The 26575-nt window shown below is 56.7% G+C and carries 23 protein-coding genes; 14 read left to right on the forward strand and 9 right to left on the reverse strand.

What is annotated here, in order from left to right; translation table 11 throughout:
* The first annotated feature begins 1 nt into the window (after position 1).
* Both EKN83_RS11425 and araD read left to right on the forward strand, forming a co-directional pair.
* Positions 2 to 862, forward strand: coding sequence for an L-ribulose-5-phosphate 3-epimerase (locus EKN83_RS11425; protein ID WP_126800943.1), 861 nt, complete (start codon positions 2 to 4; stop codon positions 860 to 862).
* Positions 856 to 1551: an L-ribulose-5-phosphate 4-epimerase gene (araD, locus tag EKN83_RS11430; protein ID WP_045286015.1), complete on the forward strand. Its 696-nt coding sequence runs from the start codon at positions 856 to 858 to the stop codon at positions 1549 to 1551. Before EKN83_RS11425 ends, araD begins: the two co-directional genes overlap by 7 nt.
* On the opposite strand, the gene EKN83_RS11435 is transcribed toward araD, so the two are convergent.
* Positions 1552 to 2370 carry a helix-turn-helix domain-containing protein gene (locus tag EKN83_RS11435; RefSeq protein WP_126800944.1) on the reverse strand — a complete coding sequence of 273 codons (819 nt, stop codon included), beginning with the start codon at positions 2368 to 2370 and terminating at the stop codon, positions 1552 to 1554.
* Between the two features lie 225 nt (positions 2371 to 2595).
* Here EKN83_RS11435 and EKN83_RS11440 point away from each other — a divergent pair, with 225 nt between their 5' ends.
* Positions 2596 to 3996 (forward strand): MFS transporter, encoded by a 1401-nt coding sequence (locus tag EKN83_RS11440; protein WP_126800945.1) that lies wholly within the window; start codon positions 2596 to 2598, stop codon positions 3994 to 3996.
* A gap of 10 nt (positions 3997 to 4006) precedes the next feature.
* Positions 4007 to 5962: a glycoside hydrolase family 127 protein gene (locus EKN83_RS11445; protein WP_126800946.1), complete on the forward strand. Its 1956-nt coding sequence runs from the start codon at positions 4007 to 4009 to the stop codon at positions 5960 to 5962.
* A gap of 55 nt (positions 5963 to 6017) precedes the next feature.
* Here EKN83_RS11445 and EKN83_RS11450 read toward each other — a convergent pair whose 3' ends face one another.
* Positions 6018 to 6422, reverse strand: coding sequence for a type II toxin-antitoxin system HicB family antitoxin (locus EKN83_RS11450; protein ID WP_045286019.1), 405 nt, complete (start codon positions 6420 to 6422; stop codon positions 6018 to 6020).
* A 291-nt stretch (positions 6423 to 6713) separates the two neighbouring features.
* The gene (locus EKN83_RS11455) at positions 6714 to 7454 is read right to left on the reverse strand and encodes a MipA/OmpV family protein (RefSeq protein WP_126800947.1); all 741 of its coding nucleotides are present in this window, start codon (positions 7452 to 7454) and stop codon (positions 6714 to 6716) included.
* Between the two features lie 120 nt (positions 7455 to 7574).
* On the opposite strand from EKN83_RS11455, the gene EKN83_RS11460 reads away from it, so the two are divergent.
* Positions 7575 to 8537 carry a LysR family transcriptional regulator gene (locus EKN83_RS11460; protein ID WP_045286021.1) on the forward strand — a complete coding sequence of 321 codons (963 nt, stop codon included), beginning with the start codon at positions 7575 to 7577 and terminating at the stop codon, positions 8535 to 8537.
* On the opposite strand, the gene aldB is transcribed toward EKN83_RS11460, so the two are convergent.
* The 6 genes from aldB to EKN83_RS11490 all read right to left on the reverse strand — a co-directional run bounded on the left by aldB (position 8534) and on the right by EKN83_RS11490 (position 15811).
* A complete protein-coding gene (gene aldB, locus EKN83_RS11465) occupies positions 8534 to 10072 on the reverse strand; it encodes an aldehyde dehydrogenase AldB (RefSeq protein ID WP_045286022.1) in 1539 nt (512 codons plus the stop codon). The two genes, EKN83_RS11460 and aldB, sit on opposite strands and share 4 nt — an antisense overlap.
* 86 nt (positions 10073 to 10158) lie before the next feature.
* The gene (gene selB / locus EKN83_RS11470) at positions 10159 to 12006 is read right to left on the reverse strand and encodes a selenocysteine-specific translation elongation factor (protein ID WP_126800948.1); all 1848 of its coding nucleotides are present in this window, start codon (positions 12004 to 12006) and stop codon (positions 10159 to 10161) included.
* The gene (selA, locus tag EKN83_RS11475) at positions 12003 to 13388 is read right to left on the reverse strand and encodes an L-seryl-tRNA(Sec) selenium transferase (protein ID WP_126800949.1); all 1386 of its coding nucleotides are present in this window, start codon (positions 13386 to 13388) and stop codon (positions 12003 to 12005) included. The genes selB and selA overlap by 4 nt, the downstream gene beginning before the upstream one ends.
* Before the next feature lie 228 nt (positions 13389 to 13616).
* Positions 13617 to 14225, reverse strand: coding sequence for a glutathione S-transferase (locus EKN83_RS11480; protein WP_025758412.1), 609 nt, complete (start codon positions 14223 to 14225; stop codon positions 13617 to 13619).
* Between the two features lie 90 nt (positions 14226 to 14315).
* Complete coding sequence (locus tag EKN83_RS11485; RefSeq protein ID WP_025758413.1) at positions 14316 to 15452, reverse strand: HlyD family secretion protein; 1137 nt, start codon at positions 15450 to 15452, stop codon at positions 14316 to 14318.
* A gap of 2 nt (positions 15453 to 15454) precedes the next feature.
* Positions 15455 to 15811 (reverse strand): DUF3302 domain-containing protein, encoded by a 357-nt coding sequence (locus EKN83_RS11490; protein WP_025758414.1) that lies wholly within the window; start codon positions 15809 to 15811, stop codon positions 15455 to 15457.
* Positions 15812 to 16469: 658 nt separating this feature from the next.
* On the opposite strand from EKN83_RS11490, the gene EKN83_RS11495 reads away from it, so the two are divergent.
* The 9 genes from EKN83_RS11495 (at position 16470) to trmL (ending at position 26549) form a co-directional block, all read left to right on the forward strand.
* Positions 16470 to 18377 (forward strand): PTS mannitol transporter subunit IICBA, encoded by a 1908-nt coding sequence (locus EKN83_RS11495; RefSeq protein ID WP_025758415.1) that lies wholly within the window; start codon positions 16470 to 16472, stop codon positions 18375 to 18377.
* Positions 18378 to 18461: 84 nt separating this feature from the next.
* Entirely contained in the window at positions 18462 to 19625 is a 1164-nt protein-coding gene (gene mtlD / locus EKN83_RS11500) for a mannitol-1-phosphate 5-dehydrogenase (RefSeq protein ID WP_095449985.1), read from the forward strand.
* Complete coding sequence (gene mtlR, locus EKN83_RS11505; RefSeq protein WP_126800950.1) at positions 19622 to 20212, forward strand: mannitol operon repressor MtlR; 591 nt, start codon at positions 19622 to 19624, stop codon at positions 20210 to 20212. Before mtlD ends, mtlR begins: the two co-directional genes overlap by 4 nt.
* Positions 20213 to 20270: 58 nt before the next feature.
* Positions 20271 to 20633 (forward strand): YibL family ribosome-associated protein, encoded by a 363-nt coding sequence (locus EKN83_RS11510; RefSeq protein WP_008502724.1) that lies wholly within the window; start codon positions 20271 to 20273, stop codon positions 20631 to 20633.
* A gap of 271 nt (positions 20634 to 20904) precedes the next feature.
* Positions 20905 to 22560 carry an L-lactate permease gene (gene lldP, locus EKN83_RS11515; RefSeq protein WP_014882014.1) on the forward strand — a complete coding sequence of 552 codons (1656 nt, stop codon included), beginning with the start codon at positions 20905 to 20907 and terminating at the stop codon, positions 22558 to 22560.
* Positions 22557 to 23330: a transcriptional regulator LldR gene (lldR, locus tag EKN83_RS11520; protein ID WP_095449919.1), complete on the forward strand. Its 774-nt coding sequence runs from the start codon at positions 22557 to 22559 to the stop codon at positions 23328 to 23330. Before lldP ends, lldR begins: the two co-directional genes overlap by 4 nt.
* Positions 23327 to 24514 carry an FMN-dependent L-lactate dehydrogenase LldD gene (lldD, locus tag EKN83_RS11525; RefSeq protein WP_126800951.1) on the forward strand — a complete coding sequence of 396 codons (1188 nt, stop codon included), beginning with the start codon at positions 23327 to 23329 and terminating at the stop codon, positions 24512 to 24514. Before lldR ends, lldD begins: the two co-directional genes overlap by 4 nt.
* A 178-nt stretch (positions 24515 to 24692) precedes the next feature.
* A complete protein-coding gene (locus EKN83_RS11530) occupies positions 24693 to 26033 on the forward strand; it encodes an MFS transporter (RefSeq protein WP_126800952.1) in 1341 nt (446 codons plus the stop codon).
* A 45-nt stretch (positions 26034 to 26078) separates the two neighbouring features.
* Positions 26079 to 26549, forward strand: coding sequence for a tRNA (uridine(34)/cytosine(34)/5-carboxymethylaminomethyluridine(34)-2'-O)-methyltransferase TrmL (gene trmL, locus EKN83_RS11535; RefSeq protein WP_025758428.1), 471 nt, complete (start codon positions 26079 to 26081; stop codon positions 26547 to 26549).
* Positions 26550 to 26575 lie beyond the last annotated feature (26 nt).

Genomic DNA, 26575 nt, shown 5'->3' on the forward strand with positions numbered 1-26575 from the left:
CATGCGTCAGCATCCGTTAGGTATTTACGAAAAAGCGCTGCCGAAATCCCTCACCTGGCCAGAGCGCCTGGTGCTGGCGAAAAGCTGCGGGTTCGACTTTGTTGAGATGTCGGTTGATGAAACCGACGAACGCCTGTCGCGCCTCGAGTGGAGCACCACACAGCGCGCATCGCTGGTTGAAGCGATGCTGGAAACCGGGGTGGCGATCCCCTCCATGTGCCTGTCGGCCCACCGCCGCTTCCCGTTTGGAAGCCGGGATGAAACCGTGCGTGAACGCGCCCGTGAAATCATGACCAAAGCCATCAGGCTGGCCCGCGATCTCGGCATTCGCACCATCCAGCTTGCGGGTTATGACGTCTACTACGAAGCGCACGACGAGGGCACGCAACAGCGCTTTGCTGAAGGGCTGGCATGGGCTGTAGAGCAGGCCGCGGCCGCCCAGGTGATGCTGGCGGTGGAGATCATGGACACGGCGTTTATGAACTCCATCAGCAAATGGAAAAAATGGGATGAGATGCTCGCCTCGCCGTGGTTCAGCGTTTATCCGGATGTCGGCAACCTCAGCGCGTGGGGCAACGATGTGGCTGCCGAATTGACGCTGGGTATCGATCGCATCGCTGCAATTCACCTGAAAGATACCCAGCCCGTCACCGAGCAAAGTCCGGGACAGTTCCGTGATGTGCCGTTTGGCGAGGGCTGCGTCGATTTCGTTGGGGTATTTAACACACTCAATCAGCTGAACTATCGCGGCGCGTTTCTGATTGAAATGTGGACTGAAAAAGCAAAAGAGCCGGTGCTGGAGATCATCCAGGCGCGCCGCTGGATTGAAGCCCGCATGCAGGAAGGAGGCATGACATGTTAGAACAACTCAAAGCCGAGGTACTGGCGGCAAACCTGGCGCTTCCCGCCCACCAGCTGGTGACCTTCACCTGGGGCAACGTCAGCGCAGTGGATCGCGCAAGCGGCCTGATGGTGATCAAGCCCTCCGGCGTGGAGTATGACGTGATGACCGCAGAAGATATGGTGGTGGTGAATATCGCCACCGGTGAGGTGGTCGAAGGCCGCAAAAAACCCTCGTCAGACACCCCAACGCATCTTGCGCTGTATCGTCGTTTCCCGGAGATTGGCGGCATCGTGCATACCCACTCTCGCCACGCCACCATCTGGTCGCAGGCGGGGCAGGATTTACCGGCATGGGGCACCACGCACGCCGACTATTTCTACGGAACAATCCCCTGCACGCGGAAGATGACCCCGGCCGAGATTGCAGGGGAATACGAATACCAGACGGGGGAAGTGATCATCAAAACCTTCGAGGAGCGCGATCTCAGCCCAGTGCAGATCCCGGCGGTTCTGGTGCACTCTCACGGCCCGTTCGCATGGGGTAAAGATGCCTCCGATGCGGTACACAATGCCGTCGTGCTGGAAGAGTGCGCCTACATGGGCCTGTTCTCGCGCCAGCTTGCCCCCCAGCTTCCGGTGATGCAGCAGGAACTGCTCGACAAACATTATCTGCGTAAGCACGGGGCACATGCCTATTACGGCCAGTGATCATCCGGAATTAATATGCTCTTTACAGTACCGCCGTTTCCAGACGGCGGGGGTTAACCCGGTGTGCTTTGAAAATATCTGTCGGAAATAACCTACGTCATTAAAACCGCAGCGGGTGGCCACTTCGGTGAGCGAGGCGGTGCCATCCAGCAACAGTTTTTCTGCCGCCCTGACGCGCTGGCGATGTATTGCTTCCGTCAGGGTTAAATGGAAAGTCCGGCGAAACACGCGTCCGAGATAATCAGCATTACAGTGCAACGCTTTTGCCAGCTGCGATGTGGAAAGTGGCAAATGAAACTGCGTGCGAATAAGCTGCTTCGCCTTCCATGCCATTGCCGCCCCGGCCTCATCGGCGTTGTCTTCATATCCCGACGAGATCGACACCTGCTGTAAAATCAGTAATAAAATCATCTCCAGCGCCACGCTTCGCTGTAATTTCTCCTGCTCGCTGAGGAATTGCCGAAATAGCGCAATAACATATTGCGCATCCCTTACGCGGCAATGTTGTTCTATTGCCAGAGGGGTGGCTTCTGGCAAGATGACATGTTGCTTTTCAACCTCAAAGTGGAGCCAGTAAAAGCGCAGGTCCGCCGGGAAATCCTCCACGCCCACATGTCGACGGCCCGGCCAGAGAAGCAAACTTTCTCCCGCCTTCACCTCAAAGAGATGATTTTCTTCCTGGATCGTTAATGTCCCTTTTTCAACAAATATTATCTCCCATGAGGTTAACTTCCTGGCAGGGTGACGCCCCACGCCCCGGGAAATAAACAGCCCGCCATTCTGGACTTTAATCGGAAGCGCTATGGATAATTCGAGCATGGATATTCACCATTCCGCTTTTAGTGCCGTTAATATTCGACTTACGCTTTGATTATTAATAAATAACCGAATAACGGCCCGATCAAACTCACATTTTTATCATCAGGTCGGAATCGTCATCTTTTTATACTTTTCCCTTCTCTTGTTGGCCTGCCTGTTCGGTGCAGAATAAATGCGTACCTTGCACAAATACGATAATAAATTCGATTCCTGAGGAGTTATCTCATGACTTCCACACCGATTACAGAATCAGACGTGACACAAGGGGCAGCCGATAGCCGTTTGTCCGTTCGCGAGAAAATTGGCTACGGCCTGGGCGATGCGGGCGGAACGGTGATGACCTGCCTGATCATGAATTTTCTGACCTTTTTCTACACCGACGTTTTTGGTCTCACCCCGGCACTTGTCGGTACGCTGTTTATCGCCCTGCGCGTCTTTGATGCCATTTCCGACCCGGTGATGGGTATCATTGCCGACCGCACCCAGAGCCGCTGGGGACGCTTTCGTCCCTGGCAGCTGTGGGTGGCATTTCCCATCGGAATTATTGGCGTGCTGACCTTCACCGTGCCGGAAGCCAGTATGGGCGTGAAAATCGCCTGGGCGTTCGGGACATACCTGCTGTTGTCCGTCGGCTATACCGCCATCAACGTTCCCTACTGCGCGCTGATCAACACCATGACGACTCGTCACAACGAGGTGATCTCCTGCCAGTCATGGCGCTTTGTGCTGTGCGGCGTGGCAGGTTTTCTGGTCTCCGTGGGTCTGCCGTGGCTGGTTGCGGAGTTGGGCCAGGGGAATGCCGCACGGGGCTATCAGCTGGGGGTTGGCGTACTGTGCGCCATCGCGGTGGTGATGTTTCTGTGCTGTTTCTTCTGGGTGCGTGAGCGCGTTCCGCTGGCGCTGATGGGCAAATTCACCCTGCGCGAACACCTGGCCGGTTTGCGTAAAAATGACCAGCTGCTGCTGATGCTGGTGATGTCGTTTTTGCTGATCAACGTGTTCAACATCCGCGGCGGCGGTTACATGTACTTCATCACCTACGTGCTGCAGGGCAGCACCGCCTATACCTCGCTGTTTTTCACCATGGTGACCTTCGCGGCCATTCTGGGCGCGGTGATCGTCAACCCTCTCTCTCGCCGCGTTGATACTGTCAAATTCTACTACTACACCAACCTGGTGCTCGCCGCGCTCGCGGTAGGCATGTGGTTCCTGCCCGGCGGCCCGGCCCACCAGACCCTGTGGCTTATCGTCATTCTGAGCAACGGCGTCATTCTCGGTTTTACCCTGCCGCTGCACTTCTCGCTGATGGCCTTTGCCGACGACTACGGCGAGTGGAAAACGGGCGTGCGCTCGTCGGGCATGAACTTCGCCTTTAACCTGTTTTTCATCAAGCTGGCGTGGGCATCCAGCGCCGGGATCATCAGTCTGGTGTTTATCGCCGTGGCCTACCAGCCTGGCACGGGCAACCAGACCCCCGCTTCACTGCAGGGTATCACCGCCATGGAGACGTTACTCCCTGCCCTATTCCACCTGCTGCTGGCTGTCTCTGTTCGCTGGTGCAGGCTCAACAACCCGATGATGGCGCGCATTGCCACCGATCTGCGCCAGCGTCATGTATCGTCCTGAGGAGAACGCTATGTCCGTAATGGAAGCCAACCTGCACAACCTGAAAATCAACGACCCGTTTCTCGGCCAGTATCAGCGGCTGGTGCGTGATGTGGTGATCCCCTATCAGTGGGATGCGCTGAACGATCGCGTGCAGGACGCCGAACCCAGCCATGCCATCACCAACTTCCGCATCGCGGCAGGCCTCGAGCAGGGGGAGTTCTACGGCATGGTCTTTCAGGACAGCGACGTGGCGAAATGGCTGGAAGCCGTAGCGTGGTCGCTGTGCCAGAAACCGGACGCTGAACTGGAAAAAACCGCCGACGAGGTCATTGAACTGATCGCGGCAGCGCAGTGTGAAGATGGCTATCTCAATACCTATTTTACGGTAAAAGCCCCCAGCGAGCGCTGGACCAACCTGGCTGAATGCCACGAACTTTACTGCGCAGGACATATGATTGAAGCCGGCGTGGCGTATTTTCAGGGCACCGGTAAACGCCGTCTGCTGGAGGTGGTATGCCGTCTGGCGGACCACATCGACAGCGTGTTTGGCCCTGGTGACAGCCAGCTCCACGGTTATCCGGGTCACCCGGAAATCGAGCTGGCGCTGATGCGGCTTTATGACGTTACGCAGGAGCCACGCTATCTCACGCTAGTGAAATATTTTATTGAACAACGCGGCGTGCAGCCTCACTTCTACGATATCGAATATGAGAAGCGTGGAAGAACGTCATACTGGAACACCTACGGTCCGGCATGGATGGTCAAGGACAAAGCCTACAGCCAGGCACATCAGCCACTTGCTGAACAGCAAACGGCCATTGGCCACGCGGTACGTTTTGTCTACCTGATGGCGGGTATGGCGCATCTGGCTCGTCTGAGCCATGACGAGGGCAAGCGGCAGGACTGCCTGAGACTGTGGAACAACATGGCGCAGCGCCAGCTGTACATAACTGGCGGAATAGGCTCGCAAAGCAGCGGTGAAGCCTTCAGCAGCGATTATGATTTGCCCAACGATACGGTCTATGCCGAAAGTTGCGCCTCCATCGGTCTGATGATGTTTGCCCGTCGGATGCTGGAGATGGAGGCCGACAGTCACTACGCCGACGTGATGGAGCGGGCGCTATACAACACGGTGCTTGGCGGCATGGCGCTGGACGGTAAGCACTTCTTCTATGTGAACCCGCTGGAGGTCCATCCGAAAACCCTGGCGTTCAACCATATCTACGATCATGTGAAACCCGTTCGCCAGCGCTGGTTCGGCTGTGCCTGTTGCCCGCCGAATATCGCTCGCGTGCTGACGTCGCTGGGGCATTACATCTATACCGTTCGCCCGGATGCGCTTTTTATTAACCTCTACGTGGGCAACGAGGTCGCCATACCGGTGGGCGACGAGACGCTGCAACTGCGGATTAGCGGCAATTATCCTTGGCAGGAAGAGGTAAATATCGAGATCGTCTCGCCTGCGCCGGTGAGGCATACCCTGGCCCTGCGGCTCCCGGACTGGTGCGCCGAGCCTGCCGTGTCGTTGAACGGTGAAGCCGTTGCGGGAGAAATCTCCCGGGGATATCTCTATCTCACCCGAACCTGGCAAGAAGGGGATGCTGTCACGCTGACGCTACCGATGCCGGTTCGCCGCGTGTATGGAAACCCGCAGGTACGCCAGCAGGCGGGCAAAGTCGCCCTGCAGCGCGGCCCGCTGGTCTACTGCCTGGAAGAGGCCGATAACGGTGCGAACCTACATAACCTCTCCCTGCCTGCTGACAGCGAATTTCGGGTCTTTGAAGGAAAAGGGATTTTCGCACATAAGATGCTGGTTCAGGCGCAAGGGGTAGCACGAAGCGCCACTGAGACGGGATCGGCGGCGTTATGGCAGTATGACCGCTCTCCGGTGCAGCCGCAGCCCAAAATGTTGACCTTTATCCCCTGGTTCAGCTGGGCTAACCGGGGAGAGGGGGAAATGCGGATTTGGGTGGATGAAGGCTGATTATCTGCGGCCTGTTGCCCTCACCCCAGCCCTCTCCCACGGGAGAGGGAGAACGTTAAGGCAGCACGCGACGTGCTGCCTCAGCCAGAAATGCGCTTCGATTGCCGAACTGAGGGTGCTCGCTTACAAAGGAGTCGATCTTTACCAGCAAACGTCGAGGCATCGTGATGTTGATACGCTCGGCTCTGCCGTCGAACTGCTTCATATTAATATCCACCAAAAGCCATTGCCCCCCAATGAAATCCTCTGGACGACTTTCCAGATGCGCTTCCACATTACCCGGAAGAGGCAGGACTTCATCCACTTCAAACAGTGCTTCGAAGTGGGCGGTGAGTGCATCACGTGCATCCTGAAATGCATCATCCAGGGAATCACCTGCAAAAAAACAGCCCGGAACGTCAGGGAAAAAACCGCTGGCGCTTCCGTCTGAGTCAGAATGAATGTAAGCCGGATAAAACATAACTACTCCTGATATCAGTGTTGAATGCCCGCCTGCCGCCAAATCTGCGCGAGGGTGCCCGGTTTAATTTTCTCTTAATAATTATACACATGATACACACCTATATTGATGGCGCTGATCAAACTAGCGTATCAGGAATATTAATGAGGAAGTCGTTACGGGAAAGGAAAACGGAAGATTGGGACTATCAAAAAATGCCCGCCGGCGCTTCGCTTGCACGGGCCTACGTAAATCTGCGATGGCAGTCCATGTAGGCCGGGCAAAGCGAAACCGCCACCCGGCCTTATCACATCAGAAACGCCAGGTCAGGCCGGTCATCAGCGCGAAGCTGTTGTCGCGGTCGATCATCGGGCTGTTCTTCACGTCGTCAGGTAATACGGTATAGACCGCGCTGGCGTTAAGGAACAGCTTCTCGGTTAACTGATATTTTGCCGCCAGGCCAACGTATGGCGTCCAGCTGTCACCGGCGGTGTATTCATCCAGACCTGAGCGACGAGACTCGCTGCCGGATACGCCGTAGTAGTAGTCGTTGTAGCTTTCGTCGCTGTAGAAAACACCGACAGAGGGCGTCAGAGTCAGGCGTTCCATCCTGATTGGGCGGAAGTACGAGATTTCGCCCACCACGCCACCGCTTTCATCCATCGCATCGCCAGCAACGGCCACTTTCAGAGAACCCCAGCTTTCGTGGCGGTAGTAGGCGCCACCGAGGAAGGCAGACGCTTTACGCTCATCAAGTTTTTTCATCTGATGGTCGTCGTTATCTTCTGGATCAAAATGCAACGGCATCCACGATGCGGTCAGGCTGAATTCATTCTTTGCGTCTTTCCACAGGATCCATCCGCCCGTGGTCTGGCGAACATAGAATCTGTCGCCTTCATAGCTAATTAACGGAACCGCGGTGGTATTTTCATTATATCCTTTGTAAGGAGACTCATTAAATACAGCCCCCGCGCCAAGTGAAAAGTCACCGGCCATTGCAGAAGTTGTTGCAAATAACGTGGCCGCGATGAGTAAATTGTATTTAATAGTCATTACATGTAATCCATTTATATGCCAAACAAGCGAGGCGCATAATAATGGTTACAAATTTGCCAATGCAACGCTGCGGTTTATATAATATTATATATAAAATCATATAGATGGGTGCGCAGGATGAGTAAATTACAGCTAAAACCACGCGAATTAAAAATCATATCCGTTATCGCCGCAACCCACAGCATTGGTGATGCCGCCGCCCTGCTGGGTATGGCGCAGGCCAACGTCAGTAAATATCTGTCTGATTTTGAAACGCGGGTTGGGCTGAAGGTTTTCGAGCGCACCACCCGTCAGCTCGCCCTCACCCAGTTTGGCGAGGCGTTACTCCCTTACGTGAATGCCACGCTGGATAAGAACAGTCAACTTGTTAATTTCATTGCTGATTATAAGCATGAAAAGCGCGGAAAAGTGACGATCTACGCCCCAACGGGCATCGTGACCTATCTCGCGCGACACGTGATCCATCAGATAGAGAACATCGGTGACATCCGCATCTCCCTGAAAACCTATAATCTGGACCGGAATGAATTTTCAGAAGGGGTTACCTTTCCGGATGACTGCGATATTTTAATTACTTATGCGCAGCCGAAAGACGAAAGTCTGGTTGCCAGCGTGCTAACAAAATATTCCGTAACGGCATTCGCAACCGTTGACTATTTAAATAAACACCCCTTAACGGGACCTGAAGATTTAATTAATCACTCCTGTATTCTCATTGATTCCATGCTGGTCGATGATGCAAACATCTGGCGTTTCCGCGTCCACGGCAGCGATCACGTACATGATTACCGGGTAACGGGTAATTATATTTGTGACAATACGCAGACGGCCCTGGAGCTGGCAAGAAATAATCTGGGAATCGTGTTTGCGCCAAAAGAGAGTCTGGAGAAAGAATTAACCAAAGGCATGCTGGTCCCTTGCTTTCCGCATCAGGAGGAGTGGTGGCTCGATCTGACCGCCATTTTCCGTAAACGCGAATACCAGCCCTGGCGTGTGCAATACGTTCTGGACGGCGTTCTGAACTGCCTGCGCCAGCAAATTGCTCAGGCCGCCCACGGACGGCCTGAACTGGGTGATTAGAACAGCCCCAGCGGTTTATCAGAGTAGCTGACCAGCAGACATTTCGTCTGCTGGTAATGCTCCAGCATCATCTTGTGGGTTTCACGCCCGATGCCCGACTGCTTATATCCCCCAAACGCCGCGTGCGCCGGATAGGCGTGGTAGCAGTTAGTCCATACGCGCCCGGCCTGTATGCCCCGGCCCATTTTATAGGCCAGATTACCGTTGCGGCTCCAGACGCCTGCCCCCAGACCATATGGCGTGTCGTTGGCAATCTCCAGCGCCTCCTCCATCGTTTTGAAGGTGGTCACGGCCAGCACCGGTCCGAAAATTTCCTCCTGGAAAACGCGCATGTTGTTCTGACCGAACAGGATCGTCGGCTCAAGGTAGTACCCCTCCTGCAGATCCCCACCCAGCACTTTACGGCGACCGCCGGTCAGAATATCCGCCCCTTCTTTCTTGCCGATATCAATGTAGTTGAGGATAGTCTCCAGCTGTCCGTGCGAGACCTGCGCGCCCATCTGGGTGACGTTATCGAGTGGGTTACCGCTGCGGATAGATTCGACGCGGCGAATGGCCCGCTCCATAAAGCGCTCATAGATGGACTCCTGCACCAGCGCGCGGCTTGGGCAGGTACAGACTTCGCCCTGGTTAAAGGCAAACAGCGCAAATCCCTCCAGGGCTTTATCGAAGAAGGCATCCTCTTCTTCCATCACGTCCGCGAAGAAGATATTCGGGGATTTGCCCCCCAGCTCCAGCGTCACCGGAATGATGTTCTGCGTGGCGTACTGCATGATCTGCTGGCCCACTTCCGTCGAGCCGGTAAACGCCACTTTAGCGATACGTTTTGAGGTAGCCAGGTATTCGCCTATCTCACCGCCCGCGCCGTTCACCACGTTAATCACGCCCGGCGGCAGAAGATCGCCAACGATTTCCATCAGCAGCAGAACCGAGAGCGGCGTCAGACGGGCCGGTTTAAGCACAATACAGTTTCCCGCCGCCAGCGCCGGTGCCATTTTCCAGCTCGCCATCAGCAGCGGGAAGTTCCACGGAATAATTTGCCCGACGACACCCAGCGGTTCGTGGAAGTGATACGCCACGGTGTCACTGTCTACCTCGCTGATCCCGCCCTCCTGAGCACGAATACAGGAGGCGAAATAGCGGAAGTGGTCAATCGCCAGCGGCACGTCTGCCGCCATGGTTTCCCGGATCGGCTTGCCGTTATCCCAGGTTTCAGCCGTCGCCAGCAGCTCAAGGTTTTGCTCCATCCGGTCGGCAATTTTGAACAACAGGGCCGCCCTGTCCTGCACGGAGGTATGGGCCCATTTATCTTTCGCTTTGTGCGCCGCATCCAGCGCCAGATCGATATCACGCTTGCCGGAGCTGGCAATCTCACACAGCGGCTGGCCGGTAACAGGGGTCAGGTTGGAATAATATTCGCCGTCGACGGGAGCGACCCAGTCGCCGCCAATAAAGTTGTCATAACGGGGCTTCAGCTTAAGGGGAAAACCATACTCGCCAGGCTGGATACGCGATGAGGGAGGATTGTTTGTCATGACCGTCTCCTTGCTGTGGGTGTACAACAAGGGTAGTACCGGCTGGTGATTTTATCGCCAGCCGGTAACGGTGTTTACGACAGGGGTCACGGTGTTTCTGGAAAGAGCAGTGAATCCCGCAGGACATGATCGTTACCGCGACGACGGGTGAAGCCGATGCGGTTGAAATACTCCAGGATCTGAATCGCCAGCTTGCGTCCCACGTTCAGCTGGTCGCGAAAATCGGCTGCGCAGGTGGAGCCTCGCGCCTGATCCCGCTCGCGGATCAGGTTCGCAAACGCAACAATACGATCGTTACGGTAATAACGATCTTTTACGATCGCGACTATCAGCCCCTGCTGCGCGGCATGGCGCAACACCTGCCGCATCACCTGCTCGTCGGCGTTTGTTTCACGAGCCAGATCGCGAACCCACCACGGTTCGTCGCCAAACAGCGGGGCCACTTTCTGCCATATTGCCTCTTGCTCTGCGCTAAACCCGGCCTTGTGATCCGGCAGGTGCAGCCAGCCGTGGTGGCTTTTGATCGCCCCGCTTTCGCGCATGTTTTCAATCAGCAGCAGCACCAGCGCATCGTCTTCCATTGGCAGCGCCATGCGCCGCAGACGTTCCCGACCCGGGCCAGGCTCATCCTGATGCTGTTCATGGTAAGTGGCGAGCGTAGTCAGTATCTTGCGCTGCCAGCGTGCGGCAACCGGGGCATTGAGCAGGCGGTTACCCGCCTGTATAAAGCCCGGCTCTTGTGTCATCTGTCGTAAGCCTTCCCCGCTCAGCTGGCGCGCCCATGCGAAATCCTTAAGACTCACCGCCCCACGCTCAAGATGCACCCGCAGCGCGGCGTCATCTTCTCTGGCCTGCGCCAGCGCGGCCAGCCATTGCAGATATTCAGGTTTACGCTTGCCGCGTCGCGGCGGGTTAAGCATCACTACCCGCGCCCCGGCCAGCGTTTCGCGCGCGGAAATATCACGCAGCACCAGACGATCGTTGTCTGCCAGCCACAGCGGCGAATCGAACACCAGTTCAGCAAGGTCGTTTTCCAGCAGCGACACGCGCCCGGTAATATGGCTGGCCGCGTGGTGAATATGCAGCGGCTGCCATTGGGTCAGCGGCGCATGCGTCTGCAGGGAGACAATGACGCGTTCAGACGGTTCAGGCGGGGCATCGGCCAGCAGCCAGTCGCCGCGGTTAAGCTGCTCTTTTTCCGCATCCCCGGCAATGTTCAGCGCGATCCGCTGCCCGGCGTGAGCCTGCTCTGTGGGCTGGTTTTGAGCATGCAGGCCGCGCACGCGCATCGGTTTATTCACGCCCGTCAGCCATAAGGTATCGCCTACTTTCACTTCGCCGCTGAGCGCCGTCCCGGTGACCACCAGACCCGCCCCCTTCACGCTAAACGCCCGGTCAATCGCCAGACGGAAACGGTGATGGCCGGCGTGATCACGTGATGAAAGATGCTGCAAGTGGTGGCGAAGTTCGTCGATACCTCGCCCTTCAGTCGCCACGGTGACAAAAAGCGCTGCATCGGCAAAGCCATATTCCCGTAAGGTCGCCTGCACCGCTTCGCGCACCTCGCTGACGCGTGCGTCATCCACGCGATCGGCTTTGGTCAGCGCCACAGTCAGCTGCGGGTTGCCGGTCAGCTGCAGGATCGCCAGATGCTCGCGGGTTTGCGCCATAACGCCATCATCACAGGCCACCACCAGCAGGGCATGATCGATGCCGCCTACCCCCGCCAGCATGTTAGACAGAAACTTTTCATGCCCCGGCACATCAATAAAACCCAGCACGCGGCCATCAGGCTGGGGCCAGTAGGCATACCCCAGATCGATGGTCATGCCGCGCTTTTTCTCTTCCGGCAGGCGGTCGGCGTTTACGCCGGTGATCGCCTGCAGTAACGTGGTTTTTCCGTGGTCAACGTGACCGGCGGTGGCAATAATCATTTCAACAACATCTCCAGAAATCGCTCTTCATCTTCAAGGCAGCGCAGATCCAGCCACATCCGGCCATCGTAAATCCGCCCGATCACCGGCGTCGACAAATTACGCCAGCGCGACGACAGGGCTTCAAGGTGGCTGCCGCGCCCGTCGCGCGGGGTGAACGTCAGCGCTTCACTCGGCAGCCTGTCCACCGGCAACGAACCGCTGCCAATCTGTGACTGGCAAGGCTCAATGCGAACGTCAAAATCGGGATAGTGCGGCGCGACGCGCGGCAGCAGTAGCTCGGCCTGGGCGCGAATCGAGGCGGCATCCCGGGTTAACAGACGCAGCGTCGGCAGGCGGTCAGCCAGCTTCTCAGGATGGAGATAGAGTCGCAGCGTCGCGTCCAGCGCGGCAAGGGTCATTTTATCGGCACGCAGGGCACGCTTGAGTGGGTGCTGCTGCAGCTTCGCAATCAGCTCGCGTTTACCCACGATAATCCCGGCCTGCGGCCCGCCCAGCAGTTTGTCGCCGGAGAAGCTGACCAGGCTTACGTCCGCCGCAATCATCTCCTGCGGCATCGGTTCTTTCGGCAGACCGTACTGGCTCAGGTCGACCAGCGAGCCGCTGCCGAGATCGGCAATCACCGGTATATTCAGCTCGTGCCCTATCGCCGCCAGCTCCGCCTCGTCAACGGCTTTGGTAAAGCCTTCAATATGGTAATTGCTGGTGTGGACCTTCATCAGCAGGGCGGTATTTTCATTCACCGCCGCGCGATAATCTTTCGCATGGGTGCGGTTGGTGGTACCCACTTCATGCAGCGTACAGCCCGCCTGGCGCATCACATCCGGGATGCGAAACGCGCCGCCAATCTCCACCAGCTCACCGCGGGACACGACCACCTCTTTGCCGCTGGCGGTGGCCGCCAGCATCAGCAGCACTGCGGCGGCGTTGTTGTTCACAATGCAGGCATCTTCCGCGCCGGTCAGCTGGCACAGCAACTCCGCCAGCGCGCGATCGCGATGCCCGCGCCCGGCGCCGTCAAGATCGTACTCCAGGGTCACAGGCGCTCGCATGGCCTGCATCACGGCGTCCACCGCCTCTTCCGCCTGCTGCGCGCGCCCCAGATTGGTATGCAGCACGGTTCCCGTCAGGTTAATCACCGGGCGCAACGCGCTTTGCGCCTTGGCCTCCAGCCGCTGTTCAACTTCCTGCTCCCAGGCACTACACCAGGCGGGCAAGGCGTTTTCTGCCTGAATCGCACCTCGGGCTTCGTCCTGAAGCAGACGTAACATCTCAACCGTCGCGGTATGGCCGAAACGTTCAACAGCGGCATGAATACGGGGTTTGCGAAGAAGACGATCGGTCGCGGGGATTTGGCTGTACAGCGAATGATGAGTAGTCATGAAAGCGCCTGGCGAGTAAATATCTTCCCCCCTCCCGACGGGAGAGGGAGTTAACATGTGGAGAGATTGTACCCCCTCCCGCGGCGAAGTGTTATATACCCTAAATAATTCAAGTTGCATGAAGGCGGCGACGCAGTGAATCCCCAGGAGCGTACATGAGTACGTGACTGGGGTGAACGAGGAAAGCCAACGCACATGCAGCTTGAAGTATGACGGGTATAACCCGCGTCAAGCCTTTGGCGGTTCTGTACGGGCAAAGCTCTCGCGGCTAAAAAGCGATTCTGCAAGTTTCACCAGTAACGGGCGGTCGACGCACCAGCCAGGGGAGACGCGGCGGAAGTTGAGGTAACCGATGGCGCAGGCGATGGCGATGGTCCCCAGGTTCAGACTGTCGATGTGGATCTTGCCCTCCCGGATAAGCTGTTCGCACCGATCCAGGCTGCGGCTGATTTTTTCCCGCTGGCGCAGCAGTTCGTTTTCTGACTGCTGGGCGGCAGGCCGCGCCTGTTCACGCACGGAGGTGAGCGCCGCATCCATAATGCCGTCGGCCAGGGCTTCAATTTGCTTCACCGCCAGCGCCGCTTTTGGGTCAGCAGGCAGCATGGCCGGCGCAACGCCCAGCAGTTCTATGTACTCGGCAATAATCGGGGAATCGAACCAGTATTCACCCTCGTCCGTCACCAGCGCGGGGACTTTCCCCAGCGGATTGTACTGCGCGACGCCGTTTTCGGCGTTGTAGGGCTGCTCATTGACGAATTCAAATTCAATCCCCTTCTCCAGCAGGAGAATCGAGATTTTACGCACGAAGGGACTGGTGTAGCTACCGATGAGTTTCATTGCCTGATCCTTGATGCCGGAAAAAAGTCAGTATGGATCAAGCGATGAAAAAAGGGCAGGTCTGCGTGTCGCATTCCTGCCCGGGAGGGATTAGTGATCGAGGTAGAGGTAGTGCATCCAGCTGGTCATACGCAGCAGCACTTTACGCATGACCGAAACGTGGGCGAAGTGGTCCGAATAGACTGCCACCTGGGCATAGATACCGTCCGGCAGGGCATCGACTTCGGCGTTGGGTTCCAGCTCAATCAGCGCCTGTACGCCATCCGTGCCCGGCACCACCGTCAGCGACTGCAGTGCGCCCTGCGCCTGATAGGTTCCTCCCGGCACCACCGGCAGAATACTGGTGAGCTTACCGGAGAACACCTGGCCCGGCAGGGCGTTAAACACCACTTCCGCTTCATCACCCGGCTTCAGACGCAGCAGCGAGTTCTGGCGGAACTGGGCCACGATCTGACGTTTCTGTTCAGGAATAAAGACCATCACCGGACGCAGAGGCAGCGCGGCGGCGTAGGTCCCCGGACGGATCAACACCTGGGTGATGTAACCATTGCTGGGCGCACGCACCACGGTCTGATCCAGGTTGTATTTCGCTTCGGCAAGCTGGGCGCGTAAGGAGGCAATCTGCGACTGCTCGCCGTTCACCATGCTGTCTAACTGGCTTTGGATCTGCACCTGTTCAGCCACGGAGCCTTTTACCAGTGCATCCTGCGCCAGATAGTTCTGCCGCGCGTTGTCGATATCGCTTTCAGAGAATGGATTCACCTTCGCCTGGCTGCCTTTCAGGTAGCGCTGATAATCTTTGTACAGGCGATCGCGCTCAGCGGAAACGCGCGTGGTATTGGCGACAGCTTCCGCCAGCTGCGCTTTCAGATTATCGATGTTGTGCGTCGCGGTCACCAGGTCAGCCTGCAGTCTGTCGACCCGCGCCTGATAACGGCCTGGATCCAGCTTAAATAACACTTCGCCTTTTTTAATTAGCTGGTTATTTTTATCGGTCACTTCGCTAACCACGCCGGTCACCTGCGGCGTAATCGGAATGGAAATAACCGCTTTTTGCGCCGTAAACGTATATGGGTGGTTATAGTTCATGAGCAGAATAAGTCCGGCAACAATAAACACCCCACCTAATGTGGCGGTGGCAAGCGTCCACTGGTTTACCGGAATACGGAATATTTTAAAGATGGCCCAGGCAAATGCCACGTAGGTCAAAATAATCAACAGATCCATGATTAGCGCTCCAGCGTGTTCTTATCAGCAGTAGGCTCTACTGCGGCCAGCTTTTGTTCGAGTTCCGCCACGCGTTTGGCTAGCGCATCCATGCCCGGGACCTCATCAGCCCTGGTGATGTGGTTTTGCATACCCCAGCCGCGATCTTCGCGGTACAGGGTGGCCCAAATCCACAGGAACGGCCAGATGGCATGAAGCGTAAACAGACTAATCCACCCTGCCGTGTGAATAGCATCGGCATGCGGATGGTTACGCTTTTTGGCCATATTATAAGGGATGTCATGAATGGCGATGATTCCGTAAAAAAGAACCAGAAATACAAAAATCAATACGCCCAGCGCAAAATAGTTGAGAAACATATTCTCCTCACTTAAACAACGTCAACTCATTAAATTAATAAAACAGTACGCAACCTAATTATTTTTTATAAAAACGGTTTTTTGCTCACTATTTCAGAGCCGGGGAGTATGGGTTTTTATAATATCTCCATGCAAGTTTATAAGCGTGTCAAAATATATCCTGAATAATAATAGACTTAACCTTACAATATGAGCGTAATCCACCTTTTAACTTTTCGCCATACCACACATCAAAAGTGGTTTTTTAGCTTTACGTGTCGTGCTGTTTCAGCATGGCACCGAATCGCAAAGCAGAGTTTGCTGGCGATCGCAGCCGGAGAAATCTGCATAAAAATATTTTGTGAAATCAATCACAATCCAGAAACAAACATGTCAAATCAAAATGTGATGCGCATCACGAAAAACGGTAGTTTTTGCGTTAATTCTCACCATCGTATTTTTTTTGTCCACTTATTTTGTGATTCAGGTCACTCAATTACTGACCACACCCCCTGCATTTACGTGACACAAATCACATAAATTTTCACTGTCTGGACAGTTGAACGATTCAGTGCCAGATTTCACAGCATCAGAACAGGGCCCGGCTACCTCTGCCGCCGCACATTAACAATAAACCTCGGGCCACAAGCCTAAGCGTAATCAAAAGAAGGGGTGTTTTATGTCATCCGATTTCAAGATCAAAGTTCAAAGCTTTGGTCGTTTCCTCAGCAACATGGTGATGCCAAATATCGGCGCGTTTATCGCGTGGGGTATCATCACTGCATTGTTTATTCCGACAGGGTGGTTGCCTAACGAAACGCTGGCGAAACTTGTTGGCCCAATGATTACCTACCTGCTGCCACTGCTCATCGGTTTCACCGGTGGTCGTCTGGTGGGTGGTGACCGTGGTGGCGTCGTGGGTGCCATCACCACGATGGGGGTTATCGTCGGTGCGGATATGCCGATGTTCCTCGGGGCGATGATTGCCGGTCCTCTGGGCGGCTGGGCGATTAAGAAATTCGACGTCTGGGTTGATGGTAAGATCAAATCCGGCTTCGAAATGCTGGTGAACAACTTCTCTGCGGGCATCATCGGGATGATCCTCGCGATTCTGGCGTTCCTCGGCATTGGCCCGGCAGTTGAAGTCCTGTCTAAAATTCTGGCGGCTGGCGTTAACTTCATGGTGGCGCACGAGATGCTGCCGCTGGCGTCAATCTTTGTTGAACCGGCGAAGATCCTGTTCCTTAACAACGCCATTAACCACGGTATCTTCTCGCCGCTGGGTATTCAGCAGTCGCACGACCTCGGCAAGTCCATCTTCTTCCTGATTGAAGCCAACCCGGGCCCGGGTATGGGTGTGCTGCTGGCGTACATCTTCTTTGGTCGCGGCAGCGCGAAGCAGTCTGCTGGCGGTGCGGCTATCATCCACTTCCTGGGCGGTATCCACGAAATTTACTTCCCGTACGTGCTGATGAACCCACGTCTGATCCTGGCCGTTATCCTCGGCGGTATGACCGGCGTGTTCACCCTGAGCGTGCTGGGCGGTGGCCTGGTGTCTCCGGCCTCTCCGGGCTCTATCCTGGCGGTGCTGGCAATGACGCCAAAAGGGGCTTACTTCGCAAACATCGCGGCCATCTTTGCCGCCATGGCGGTCTCCTTCGTGGTCTCTTCTATCCTGCTGAAAACCAGCAAAGTGAAAGAAGATGATGACATCGAAGCAGCAACCCGTCGTATGCACGACATGAAAGCCGAATCCAAAGGCGCGACCCCACTGGCCGCCGGTGATGTCTCTAACGACCTGAGCCACGTGCGTAAAATCATCGTGGCCTGTGATGCCGGTATGGGTTCCAGCGCAATGGGTGCAGGCGTGCTGCGTAAGAAAGTGCAGGATGCGGGTCTGACCAACATCTCCGTGACCAACAGCGCCATTAACAGCCTGCCACCGGATGTTGACCTGGTGATCACGCACCGCGACCTGACCGAGCGCGCCATGCGCCAGGTACCGCAGGCTCAGCATATTTCGCTGACCAACTTCCTCGACAGCGGCCTGTACACCAGCCTGACCGAGCGTCTGGTGGCCGCGCAGCGTCACGAAGATAACGAAGTGAAAGTGCGCACCAGCCTGCAGGACAGCTTTGACGAGAGCAATACCCACCTGTTCAAACTGGGGGCGGAGAACATCTTCCTCGGTCGCACTGCGGCAACCAAAGAAGAAGCGATTCGCTTTGCCGGTGAGCAGCTGGTAAAAGGCGGCTACGTTCAGCCTGAATACGTAGACGCGATGCTGGAACGTGAAAAACTGACGCCAACCTACCTGGGCGAATCCATCGCGGTGCCGCACGGTACGGTGGAAGCGAAAGATCGCGTTCTGAAAACCGGCGTCGTATTCTGTCAGTACCCGCAGGGCGTCCGCTTCGGTGAAGAAGAAGACGACATCGCCCGTCTGGTGATTGGTATCGCTGCTCGCAACAACGAGCACATTCAGGTGATTACCAGCCTGACCAACGCGCTGGATGATGAGTCTGTCATTGAGCGTCTGGCCAATACCACCAGCGTGGAAGAAGTGCTGGCTCTGCTGAACAAATAAGTTCTCTTCCCTCTCCCCTCCGGGGAGAGGGCTAGGGTGAGGGGAAAACGTTCCTCACCCCAGCCCTCTCGGGTAAAAACATTGATTAAGGTTAACACTATGAAAGCATTACATTTTGGCGCAGGTAATATCGGTCGTGGCTTTATCGGCAAGCTGCTGGCAGACGCGGGCATTACGCTGACATTCGCCGATGTAAATCAGGTCGTTCTGGATGCCCTGAATGACCGTCATAGCTACCAGGTACATGTGGTGGGTGAAAATGAGCAGGTGGAAACGGTCACTGGCGTCAACGCGGTAAGCAGTATCGGCGACGACGTTATCGACCTTATCGCCAGCGTTGACCTGGTCACCACGGCGGTGGGCCCGGTGGTACTGGAGCGTATCGCCCCTGCGGTGGCAAAAGGCCTGGCAAAACGTAAAGCGCAGGGCATCGACACCCCGCTGAACATTATTGCCTGCGAGAACATGGTGCGCGGCACCACGCAGCTGAAAGGCCACGTGCTCAACGCCGTAGCAGAGGAAGACAAAGCCTGGGTGGAAGCGCACGTCGGGTTTGTGGATTCCGCCGTTGATCGTATCGTCCCGCCGTCAGAATCTGCGACCAACGATCCGCTGGAAGTGACCGTGGAAACCTTCAGCGAGTGGATCGTTGATAAAACCCAGTTTAAAGGCACGCTGCCGACCATTCCGGGAATGGAATTAACCGATAACCTGATGGCATTTGTCGAACGCAAACTCTTCACGCTGAACACCGGGCATGCTATAACCGCCTACCTCGGGAAATTGGCCGGTCATCAGACCATTCGCGACGCGATCCTTGATGAGAAGATCCGTGCGGTGGTGAAAGGGGCAATGGAAGAGAGCGGCGCGGTGCTGATCAAACGCTACGGTTTTGATGCTGAGAAACATGCAGCATACATCCAGAAAATCCTCGGTCGTTTTGAAAACCCGTATCTGAAAGATGACGTTGAGCGCGTAGGCCGCCAGCCGCTGCGTAAACTGAGCGCGGGCGATCGCCTGATTAAGCCGCTGCTGGGCACGCTGGAATACGGCCTGCCGCACGCCAACCTGGTGAAAGGCATTGCCGCCGCGATGCACTATCGCAGCGAGCAGGATCCCCAGGCGATTGAGCTGGCTCAGTTGATTGACGATAAAGGCGCGCAAGCTGCGCTGGCGCAGATTTCCGGTCTGGACGCCAACAGCGACGTGGTTGTGGAGGCGGTTAACGCATACAACGCAACCAAATGATGCACAGTGAGGCGCAGGTCATCCTGCGCCCTGATTACAGATTGTCAGATATGCAGGCAATAATGGAACAAACCCAGGCCTTTGAAAATCGTGTGCTTGAGCGTCTGAATGCTGGCAAAACCGTACGAAGTTTCCTGATTGCCGCCGTCGAGCTATTAACCGAGGCGGTGAATATCCTGGTGCTTCAGGTGTTCCGCAAAGACGACTACGCGGTAAAATATGCTGTAGAACCGTTACTGGACGGCGACGGGCCGCTGGGCGATTTATCCGTGCGTCTGAAGCTGATTTATGGTCTTGGCGTGCTGAACCGACAAGAGTATGAAGATGCGGAGCTGTTGATGGCGCTGCGCGAAGAGCTCAATCATGACGGTAATGAGTACACCTTTACCGATGACGAGATCCTTGGCCCCTTTGGCGAGCTGCATTGCGTCACTGCGCTCCCCCCAGCCCCCCATTTTGACAGCAGCGACCCTGAGCTGTACGCGATGCAAAAGTTGCGTTATCAACAGGTTGTCCGTTCCACAATGGTCCTCTCCCTGACTGAGCTGATTTCCCGAATCAGCTTAAAAAAAGCGTTTCAGAAGTAAGCCTGCTCACATTGGTGTATCCTTCCCTGTAAATTCCCCGTTTTCAGAGTTATTTGTCATGAAAGAAGTCGAAAAGAACGAAATTAAACGCCTGAGCGACCGCCTGGATCTGATCCGCCACCAGATGGCAGGTCTCTCGCTGGTCGATTCCGCCGAGAAGTACGCCGAGCTTGAGAAAGAGACCGCAAAGCTGGAAGCGGAGATCGAACGTCTGCGTGAAGTTAAAGGCCAGAAGCTGAGCAAAGAAGCGCAGAAGCTGATGAACATGCCGCACCGCCGCGCGATCACCAAAAAAGAGCAGGCCGACATGGGCAAGCTGAAGAAAAGCGTCCGTGGTCTGGTGGTGGTTCACCCGATGACCGAGCTTGGCCGCGAAATGGGCCTGAAAGAGATGACGGGTTTTTGTAAGACGGCATTCTGATTTCATGCCGGGTGGCGCTGCGCTTACCCGGCCTATTCTTTTCCCCTTCGCGTGAATTGGTCCAACCAATAGCGCAATCAATCCTCCCCCGGTTCACAATTCCATCATTTTCGCTCACAAAACCATTGCTAGCTCATAACATCTGGTTAACCATTCATTGTCATTAACCCTACAACACAATATTGGCAGGACCACTTTTACACAGACTGTGACGCAGAGATGAGCGGAGACTCACCCGCAACGCAGGCTGTCTGGTCCTCAGGAGACCTGCATGAGCCTCTGGCAACAAAACTACGACCCGGCCGGAAATATCTGGCTGTCGAGCCTGATCGCATCGCTGCCGATCCTGTTCTTCTTCTTTGCGCTGATTAAGCTCAAGCTGAAGGGCTACCTTGCCGCGACGTACACCGTCGCCATCGCGCTGCTGGTGGCGCTGTTCTTCTACAAAATGCCGGTCGATCGCGCCCTGGCCTCCGTCGTCTACGGTTTCTTCTACGGTCTGTGGCCGATTGCGTGGATCATCATCGCCGCGGTGTTTGTCTATAAAATCTCGGTGAAAACCGGGCAGTTCGACATTATCCGCTCGTCGATCCTCTCCATCACGCCGGATCAGCGCCTGCAGATGTTGATTGTCGGTTTCTCTTTTGGGGCGTTTCTTGAAGGGGCCGCTGGCTTCGGCGCACCGGTGGCGATCACCGCCGCGCTGCTGGTCGGGCTGGGCTTTAACCCTCTGTATGCCGCGGGACTGTGCCTGATTGTGAACACCGCGCCGGTGGCGTTTGGCGCAATGGGGATCCCGATTCTGGTCGCAGGCCAGGTGACCGGGCTGGACAGCTTTGAGATTGGCCAGATGGTTGGCCGCCAGCTGCCGTTCCTGACCATCATCGTCCTGTTCTGGATCATGGCGATTATGGATGGCTGGCGCGGCGTGAAAGAGACGTGGCCTGCGGTGATGGTCGCCGGCGGTTCGTTCGCTATTGCACAGTACCTCAGCTCCAACTTCCTCGGCCCGGAGCTGCCGGACATCATCTCTTCGCTGGTCTCGCTGGTCTGTCTGACGCTGTTCCTGAAGCGCTGGCAGCCGGTACGTATTTTCCGCTTCGCCGACATGGGCGCCTCACAGGTCGATCAAACCCTGGCGCGTACAGGCTATACCGCAGGCCAGGTCATCCGCGCATGGTCGCCGTTCCTGTTCCTGACTGCCACGGTGACGCTCTGGAGCATCCCGCCGTTTAAGGCCTTGTTTGCCCCAGGTGGCGCGCTGTATGACATGGTGATTAACATCTCTGTGCCGTTCCTCGATAAGATGGTCGCCCGTATGCCGCCGGTGGTGCACGCCGCCACGCCGTATGCCGCGGTCTATAAATTCGACTGGTTCTCCGCTACCGGCACCGCCATCCTGTTTGCCGCTATTCTTTCTGTTGTGTGGCTGCGCATGAAGCCTGCCGCTGCGGTGCAGACCTTTGCGGCGACCATTAAAGAATTGATGCTGCCGATCTACTCCATCGGCATGGTGCTGGCGTTCGCGTTTATCTCGAACTACTCCGGCCTGTCATCGACGCTGGCACTGGCGCTGGCGCATACCAGCCACGCCTTTACCTTCTTCTCGCCGTTCCTCGGCTGGCTGGGGGTGTTCCTGACCGGTTCAGATACCTCGTCTAACGCCCTGTTCGCCGCCCTGCAGGCGACGGCCGCCCAGCAAATCGGCGTCTCAGACGTGCTGTTGGTGGCCGCGAATACCACCGGCGGCGTGACCGGGAAGATGATCTCTCCGCAGTCCATCGCCATTGCCTGTGCGGCGGTGGGACTGGTCGGTAAAGAGTCGGATCTGTTCCGCTTTACCGTGAAACACAGCCTGATATTCACCTGCATGGTCGGGGTGATTACCACCCTGCAGGCCTATGTCTTAACCTGGATGATCCCATGATAGTGATGCCCAGACGCCTGTCCGACGAGATTGCCTCTCGCGTGCGGGCGCTGATTGAAGAACAACAGCTGGAAGCGGGCATGAAATTGCCCGCCGAGCGCCAGCTCGCCACCCAGCTTGGCGTATCACGCAACTCACTGCGTGAAGCGCTGGCCACGCTGGTCAGCGAAGGGGTACTGGTGAGCCGTCGCGGCGGCGGCACCTTTGTACGCTGGCAGCATGACGACTGGTCCGAACAAAACATCGTACAGCCGCTGAAAACACTGATGGAGAACGACCCGGACTACAGCTTCGACATCCTTGAAGCGCGTCACGCCATCGAAACCAGTACCGCCTGGCACGCGGCCATGCGGGCAACCGAGGCCGACAAAGAGAAGCTCAAAGCCTGCTTTGAGGCCACGCAAAGCAGCGACCCGGATATCGCCTCCCAGGCGGACGTGCGATTTCACCTGGCAATTGCCGAGGCGTCGCACAACGTGGTGCTGCTCCAGACCATGCGCGGTTTCTTCGACCTGCTGCAATCCTCCGTGAAGCAGAGCCGCCAGCGCATGTATCTGGTCCCGCCGGTGTTTGCCCAGCTCACTGAACAACACGAGGCGGTGCTCAACGCCATTCTGGCCGGTGATGCCGGGGCCGCGCGCAAAGCAATGATGGCGCATCTGGGCTTCGTGCACACCACCATTAAACGATTCGATGAAGACCAGGCCCGACAGGCGCGTATTACCCGTCTGCCTGGCGACAGTGATATTTCCAGGGAGAACAAAGCATGATTATTTCAGCAGCCAGTGACTACCGCGCCGCGGCGCAGCGCATTTTGCCCCCGTTCCTGTTCCACTACATCGACGGCGGGGCGTATGCCGAATATACCCTGCGTCGCAATGTGGAAGATCTTTCGGAGGTGGCTCTGCGCCAGCGCGTGCTGAAAAATATGTCTGACCTGAGCCTTGAGACAAAACTGTTTAACGAGACGCTCGCCATGCCGGTGGCCCTTGCGCCCGTAGGCCTGTGCGGCATGTACGCCCGTCGCGGGGAAGTGCAGGCGGCCGCCGCGGCGGATGCCAAAGGCATTCCGTTTACCCTCTCTACCGTGTCCGTCTGCCCGATCGAAGAGGTGGCCCCGACCATCAAGCGCCCAATGTGGTTCCAGCTGTATGTCCTGCGCGATCGCGGCTTTATGCGAAACGCGCTGGAGCGCGCCAAAGCGGCGGGCTGCTCCACGCTGGTCTTTACCGTCGATATGCCGACACCCGGCGCGCGCTACCGTGATGCCCACTCCGGCATGAGCGGCCCGAACGCCGCCCTGCGCCGCTACTGGCAGGCTGTAACGCATCCGCAATGGGCCTGGGATGTTGGTCTCAACGGCCGTCCGCACGATCTGGGAAATATCTCGGCGTATCTGGGTAAACCGACCGGGCTGGAAGATTACATCGGCTGGCTGGCGAACAATTTCGATCCGTCCATCTCCTGGAAAGACCTGGAGTGGATCCGCGAATTCTGGGACGGCCCGATGGTGATCAAAGGGATCCTCGACCCGGAAGATGCCCGCGACGCGGTACGCTTTGGCGCAGACGGGATTGTGGTTTCTAACCACGGCGGACGCCAGCTTGACGGGGTGCTCTCTTCCGCGCGCGCCCTGCCGGCGATAGCCGATGCGGTGAAAGGCGATATTGCCATCCTGGCCGATAGCGGCATCCGCAACGGACTGGACGTGGTGCGTATGATTGCGCTGGGTGCCGACAGCGTGCTGCTGGGTCGGGCCTATCTGTATGCGCTGGCCACCAGCGGCCAGGCTGGCGTGGCAAATCTGCTTAACCTGATCGAAAAAGAGATGAAGGTGGCGATGACGCTGACCGGTGCGAAAACGATCAGCGAAATCAGTAAAGATTCTCTGGTGCAGGAGTTAAATAAATTACCGGCAGCGCTGGCTCCCCTTGCACAGGGTAACGCCGCCTGACGCTTCCCCCCGTTGCCTTCCCTCACGCGTCCGATTCCCCCTCGGGCGCTTTTTTATGCCAAAAATAACATCCAGGTAACATATTGGATAAGAAAATTTGACATCCCCCTGCCGTCCGCAATTGTATAGACAAGCAAATACAAGAACACAAAAACAACATCACATCAGAGGGGTGCGTATGACGTATTCAGGCAAGGTGGATATTCAGCAGGTAATCGATGACAGTCGCTTTTCAGGATTTCACTGGCTTCTTATCGTGCTGGGTTTTCTGGTCCTGGCGATCGATGGTTTTGATACGGCGGCGATGGGCTACATTGCGCCTACGCTGTCGGCTGAATGGGGTATCCATAAACAGGATCTGGGGCCGGTGCTCAGTGCGGCGCTGCTGGGGCTGTCGCTGGGCGCGCTGATCGCCGGTCCGGTGTCGGACAGAATGGGGCGTAAGCGCGTGCTGGTCTTTTCGTGTCTGTTCTTTGGTCTTGCAAGCCTGGGGGCCGCCTGGGCGCAAACCCTTAACACCCTGACACTATGGCGGTTCCTGACGGGGCTGGGGCTGGGGGCGGCAATGCCTAACGCTATCACGCTTATCTCAGAATTTGCCCCTCAGCGCTGTCGCGCCATGGCGATTAACACCATGTACTGCGGTTTCCCGCTGGGCGCGGCGGGCGGCGGAGCGATCTCCTCCTGGCTGATCCCTCATCATGGCTGGCGGAGCGTACTGCTGACCGGCGCGATTGCCCCGCTGATATTAACGCTGCTGCTGGCGCTGTTTTTGCCAGAGTCGGTGAAATTTCTGGTGCAGCGCGGGAAAGACGTGATGCAGATCCGCCGCATCGCCAGCCGGTTCGCCCGCAGCACGCTGGACGGCGTGACCGGCTTTTTCCTCCAGGAGGAACGGGTCGCCTCTAAAAAAGGGAGCGTGGCGCAGCTGTTTTCCATGCCCTGGCTACCCGGCACCCTGATGCTGTGGGTGACCTATTTTATGGGGCTGGTGATTTATTACGTCCTGCTGAGCTGGATGCCGACGCTGATGCAGGGGATGGGTTATGCTCTGACGGAATCCGCCTGGCTGACGTCACTGTTCACCTTTGGCGGTACCGTAGGCATTCTGCTCGCAGGCTGGATGATGGACCGCTGGGAGGCGCACAAAGTGGTCGCAGGAGGATTTGTCCTGACCATGGGGCTGATCCTGCTGCTTGGCCTTGAGCATAACCATATCGTCCTGTTTGGCGCCTTGATATTCCTGATGGGGATCGCGATGAACGGCGCGCAATCGGGCATGCAAACCCTGGCCGCCACCTTTTACCCCACCGAATGTCGCGCGACGGGCATCGCCTGGATGCAGGGGATCGGCCGTTTTGGCGGCGTGGCGGGCACCATGACCAGCGCGCAACTGCTTTCGCTGCAGTGGCAGGCAGACAGTATTTTAATGATCCTCAGCCTGCCCGCACTGGTCGCTGCGGGGGCCACCGTCTATAAAATGCTGCGCTGTCGCCTGCAGGAACCCGGCGTCGCGTAGTCCCTCTCTTTTCTGCTATTCTGCCCCCGCAATTAAGGGGGCAGTATGCTTAACATCGTTTTATTCGAACCAGAAATTCCGCCAAATACCGGCAATATTATTCGCCTGTGCGCCAACACCGGTTTTCGCCTGCATATCATTGAGCCGATGGGCTTTACGTGGGACGACAAACGTCTGCGCCGCGCAGGGCTGGATTATCATGAATTTACCGCCGTGGTGCGCCACCCTGATTACGCCGCGTTTCTGGAAAGCGAAAAGCCGCAGCGCATGTTCGCCCTGACCACTAAAGGGACGCCCGCACACAGCGCCGTGAGCTATCAGGAGGGTGACTATCTGATGTTTGGCCCGGAAACGCGCGGCCTGCCCGCCACAATCCTGGATGCCCTGCCCGCTGAGCAGAAAATCCGTATTCCGATGATGCCGGACAGCCGCAGCATGAACCTGTCGAACGCGGTGTCGGTGGTGGTCTATGAAGCATGGCGCCAGCTTGGGTATCCGGGCGCCATTCTAAGGTAGGCCCGGTAAACGCAGCGCCACCGGGC

Source organism: Enterobacter sp. WCHEn090032 (assembly GCF_003986875.1).
GTDB classification, from domain to species: Bacteria; Pseudomonadota; Gammaproteobacteria; order Enterobacterales; family Enterobacteriaceae; genus Enterobacter; species Enterobacter sichuanensis.

Excerpts from the sequence above, each read along its gene's own strand:
- EKN83_RS11510 (WP_008502724.1), top strand. The coding sequence starts at position 20,271 with ATGAAAGAAGTCGAAAAGAACGAAATTAAACGCCTGAGCGACCGCCTG.
- mtlR (WP_126800950.1), top strand. The coding sequence starts at position 19,622 with ATGATGCACAGTGAGGCGCAGGTCATCCTGCGCCCTGATTACAGATTG.
- aldB (WP_045286022.1), bottom strand. The coding sequence starts at position 10,072 with ATGACAAACAATCCTCCCTCATCGCGTATCCAGCCTGGCGAGTATGGT.
- araD (WP_045286015.1), top strand. The coding sequence starts at position 856 with ATGTTAGAACAACTCAAAGCCGAGGTACTGGCGGCAAACCTGGCGCTT.
- lldD (WP_126800951.1), top strand. The coding sequence starts at position 23,327 with ATGATTATTTCAGCAGCCAGTGACTACCGCGCCGCGGCGCAGCGCATT.
- lldR (WP_095449919.1), top strand. The coding sequence starts at position 22,557 with ATGATAGTGATGCCCAGACGCCTGTCCGACGAGATTGCCTCTCGCGTG.
- EKN83_RS11445 (WP_126800946.1), top strand. The coding sequence starts at position 4,007 with ATGTCCGTAATGGAAGCCAACCTGCACAACCTGAAAATCAACGACCCG.
- EKN83_RS11435 (WP_126800944.1), bottom strand. The coding sequence starts at position 2,370 with ATGCTCGAATTATCCATAGCGCTTCCGATTAAAGTCCAGAATGGCGGG.
- selB (WP_126800948.1), bottom strand. The coding sequence starts at position 12,006 with ATGATTATTGCCACCGCCGGTCACGTTGACCACGGAAAAACCACGTTA.
- lldP (WP_014882014.1), top strand. The coding sequence starts at position 20,905 with ATGAGCCTCTGGCAACAAAACTACGACCCGGCCGGAAATATCTGGCTG.
- EKN83_RS11495 (WP_025758415.1), top strand. The coding sequence starts at position 16,470 with ATGTCATCCGATTTCAAGATCAAAGTTCAAAGCTTTGGTCGTTTCCTC.
- EKN83_RS11460 (WP_045286021.1), top strand. The coding sequence starts at position 7,575 with ATGAGTAAATTACAGCTAAAACCACGCGAATTAAAAATCATATCCGTT.
- EKN83_RS11455 (WP_126800947.1), bottom strand. The coding sequence starts at position 7,454 with ATGACTATTAAATACAATTTACTCATCGCGGCCACGTTATTTGCAACA.
- EKN83_RS11490 (WP_025758414.1), bottom strand. The coding sequence starts at position 15,811 with ATGTTTCTCAACTATTTTGCGCTGGGCGTATTGATTTTTGTATTTCTG.
- EKN83_RS11440 (WP_126800945.1), top strand. The coding sequence starts at position 2,596 with ATGACTTCCACACCGATTACAGAATCAGACGTGACACAAGGGGCAGCC.
- selA (WP_126800949.1), bottom strand. The coding sequence starts at position 13,388 with ATGACTACTCATCATTCGCTGTACAGCCAAATCCCCGCGACCGATCGT.
- EKN83_RS11485 (WP_025758413.1), bottom strand. The coding sequence starts at position 15,452 with ATGGATCTGTTGATTATTTTGACCTACGTGGCATTTGCCTGGGCCATC.
- EKN83_RS11425 (WP_126800943.1), top strand. The coding sequence starts at position 2 with ATGCGTCAGCATCCGTTAGGTATTTACGAAAAAGCGCTGCCGAAATCC.
- EKN83_RS11450 (WP_045286019.1), bottom strand. The coding sequence starts at position 6,422 with ATGTTTTATCCGGCTTACATTCATTCTGACTCAGACGGAAGCGCCAGC.
- EKN83_RS11480 (WP_025758412.1), bottom strand. The coding sequence starts at position 14,225 with ATGAAACTCATCGGTAGCTACACCAGTCCCTTCGTGCGTAAAATCTCG.
- trmL (WP_025758428.1), top strand. The coding sequence starts at position 26,079 with ATGCTTAACATCGTTTTATTCGAACCAGAAATTCCGCCAAATACCGGC.
- EKN83_RS11530 (WP_126800952.1), top strand. The coding sequence starts at position 24,693 with ATGACGTATTCAGGCAAGGTGGATATTCAGCAGGTAATCGATGACAGT.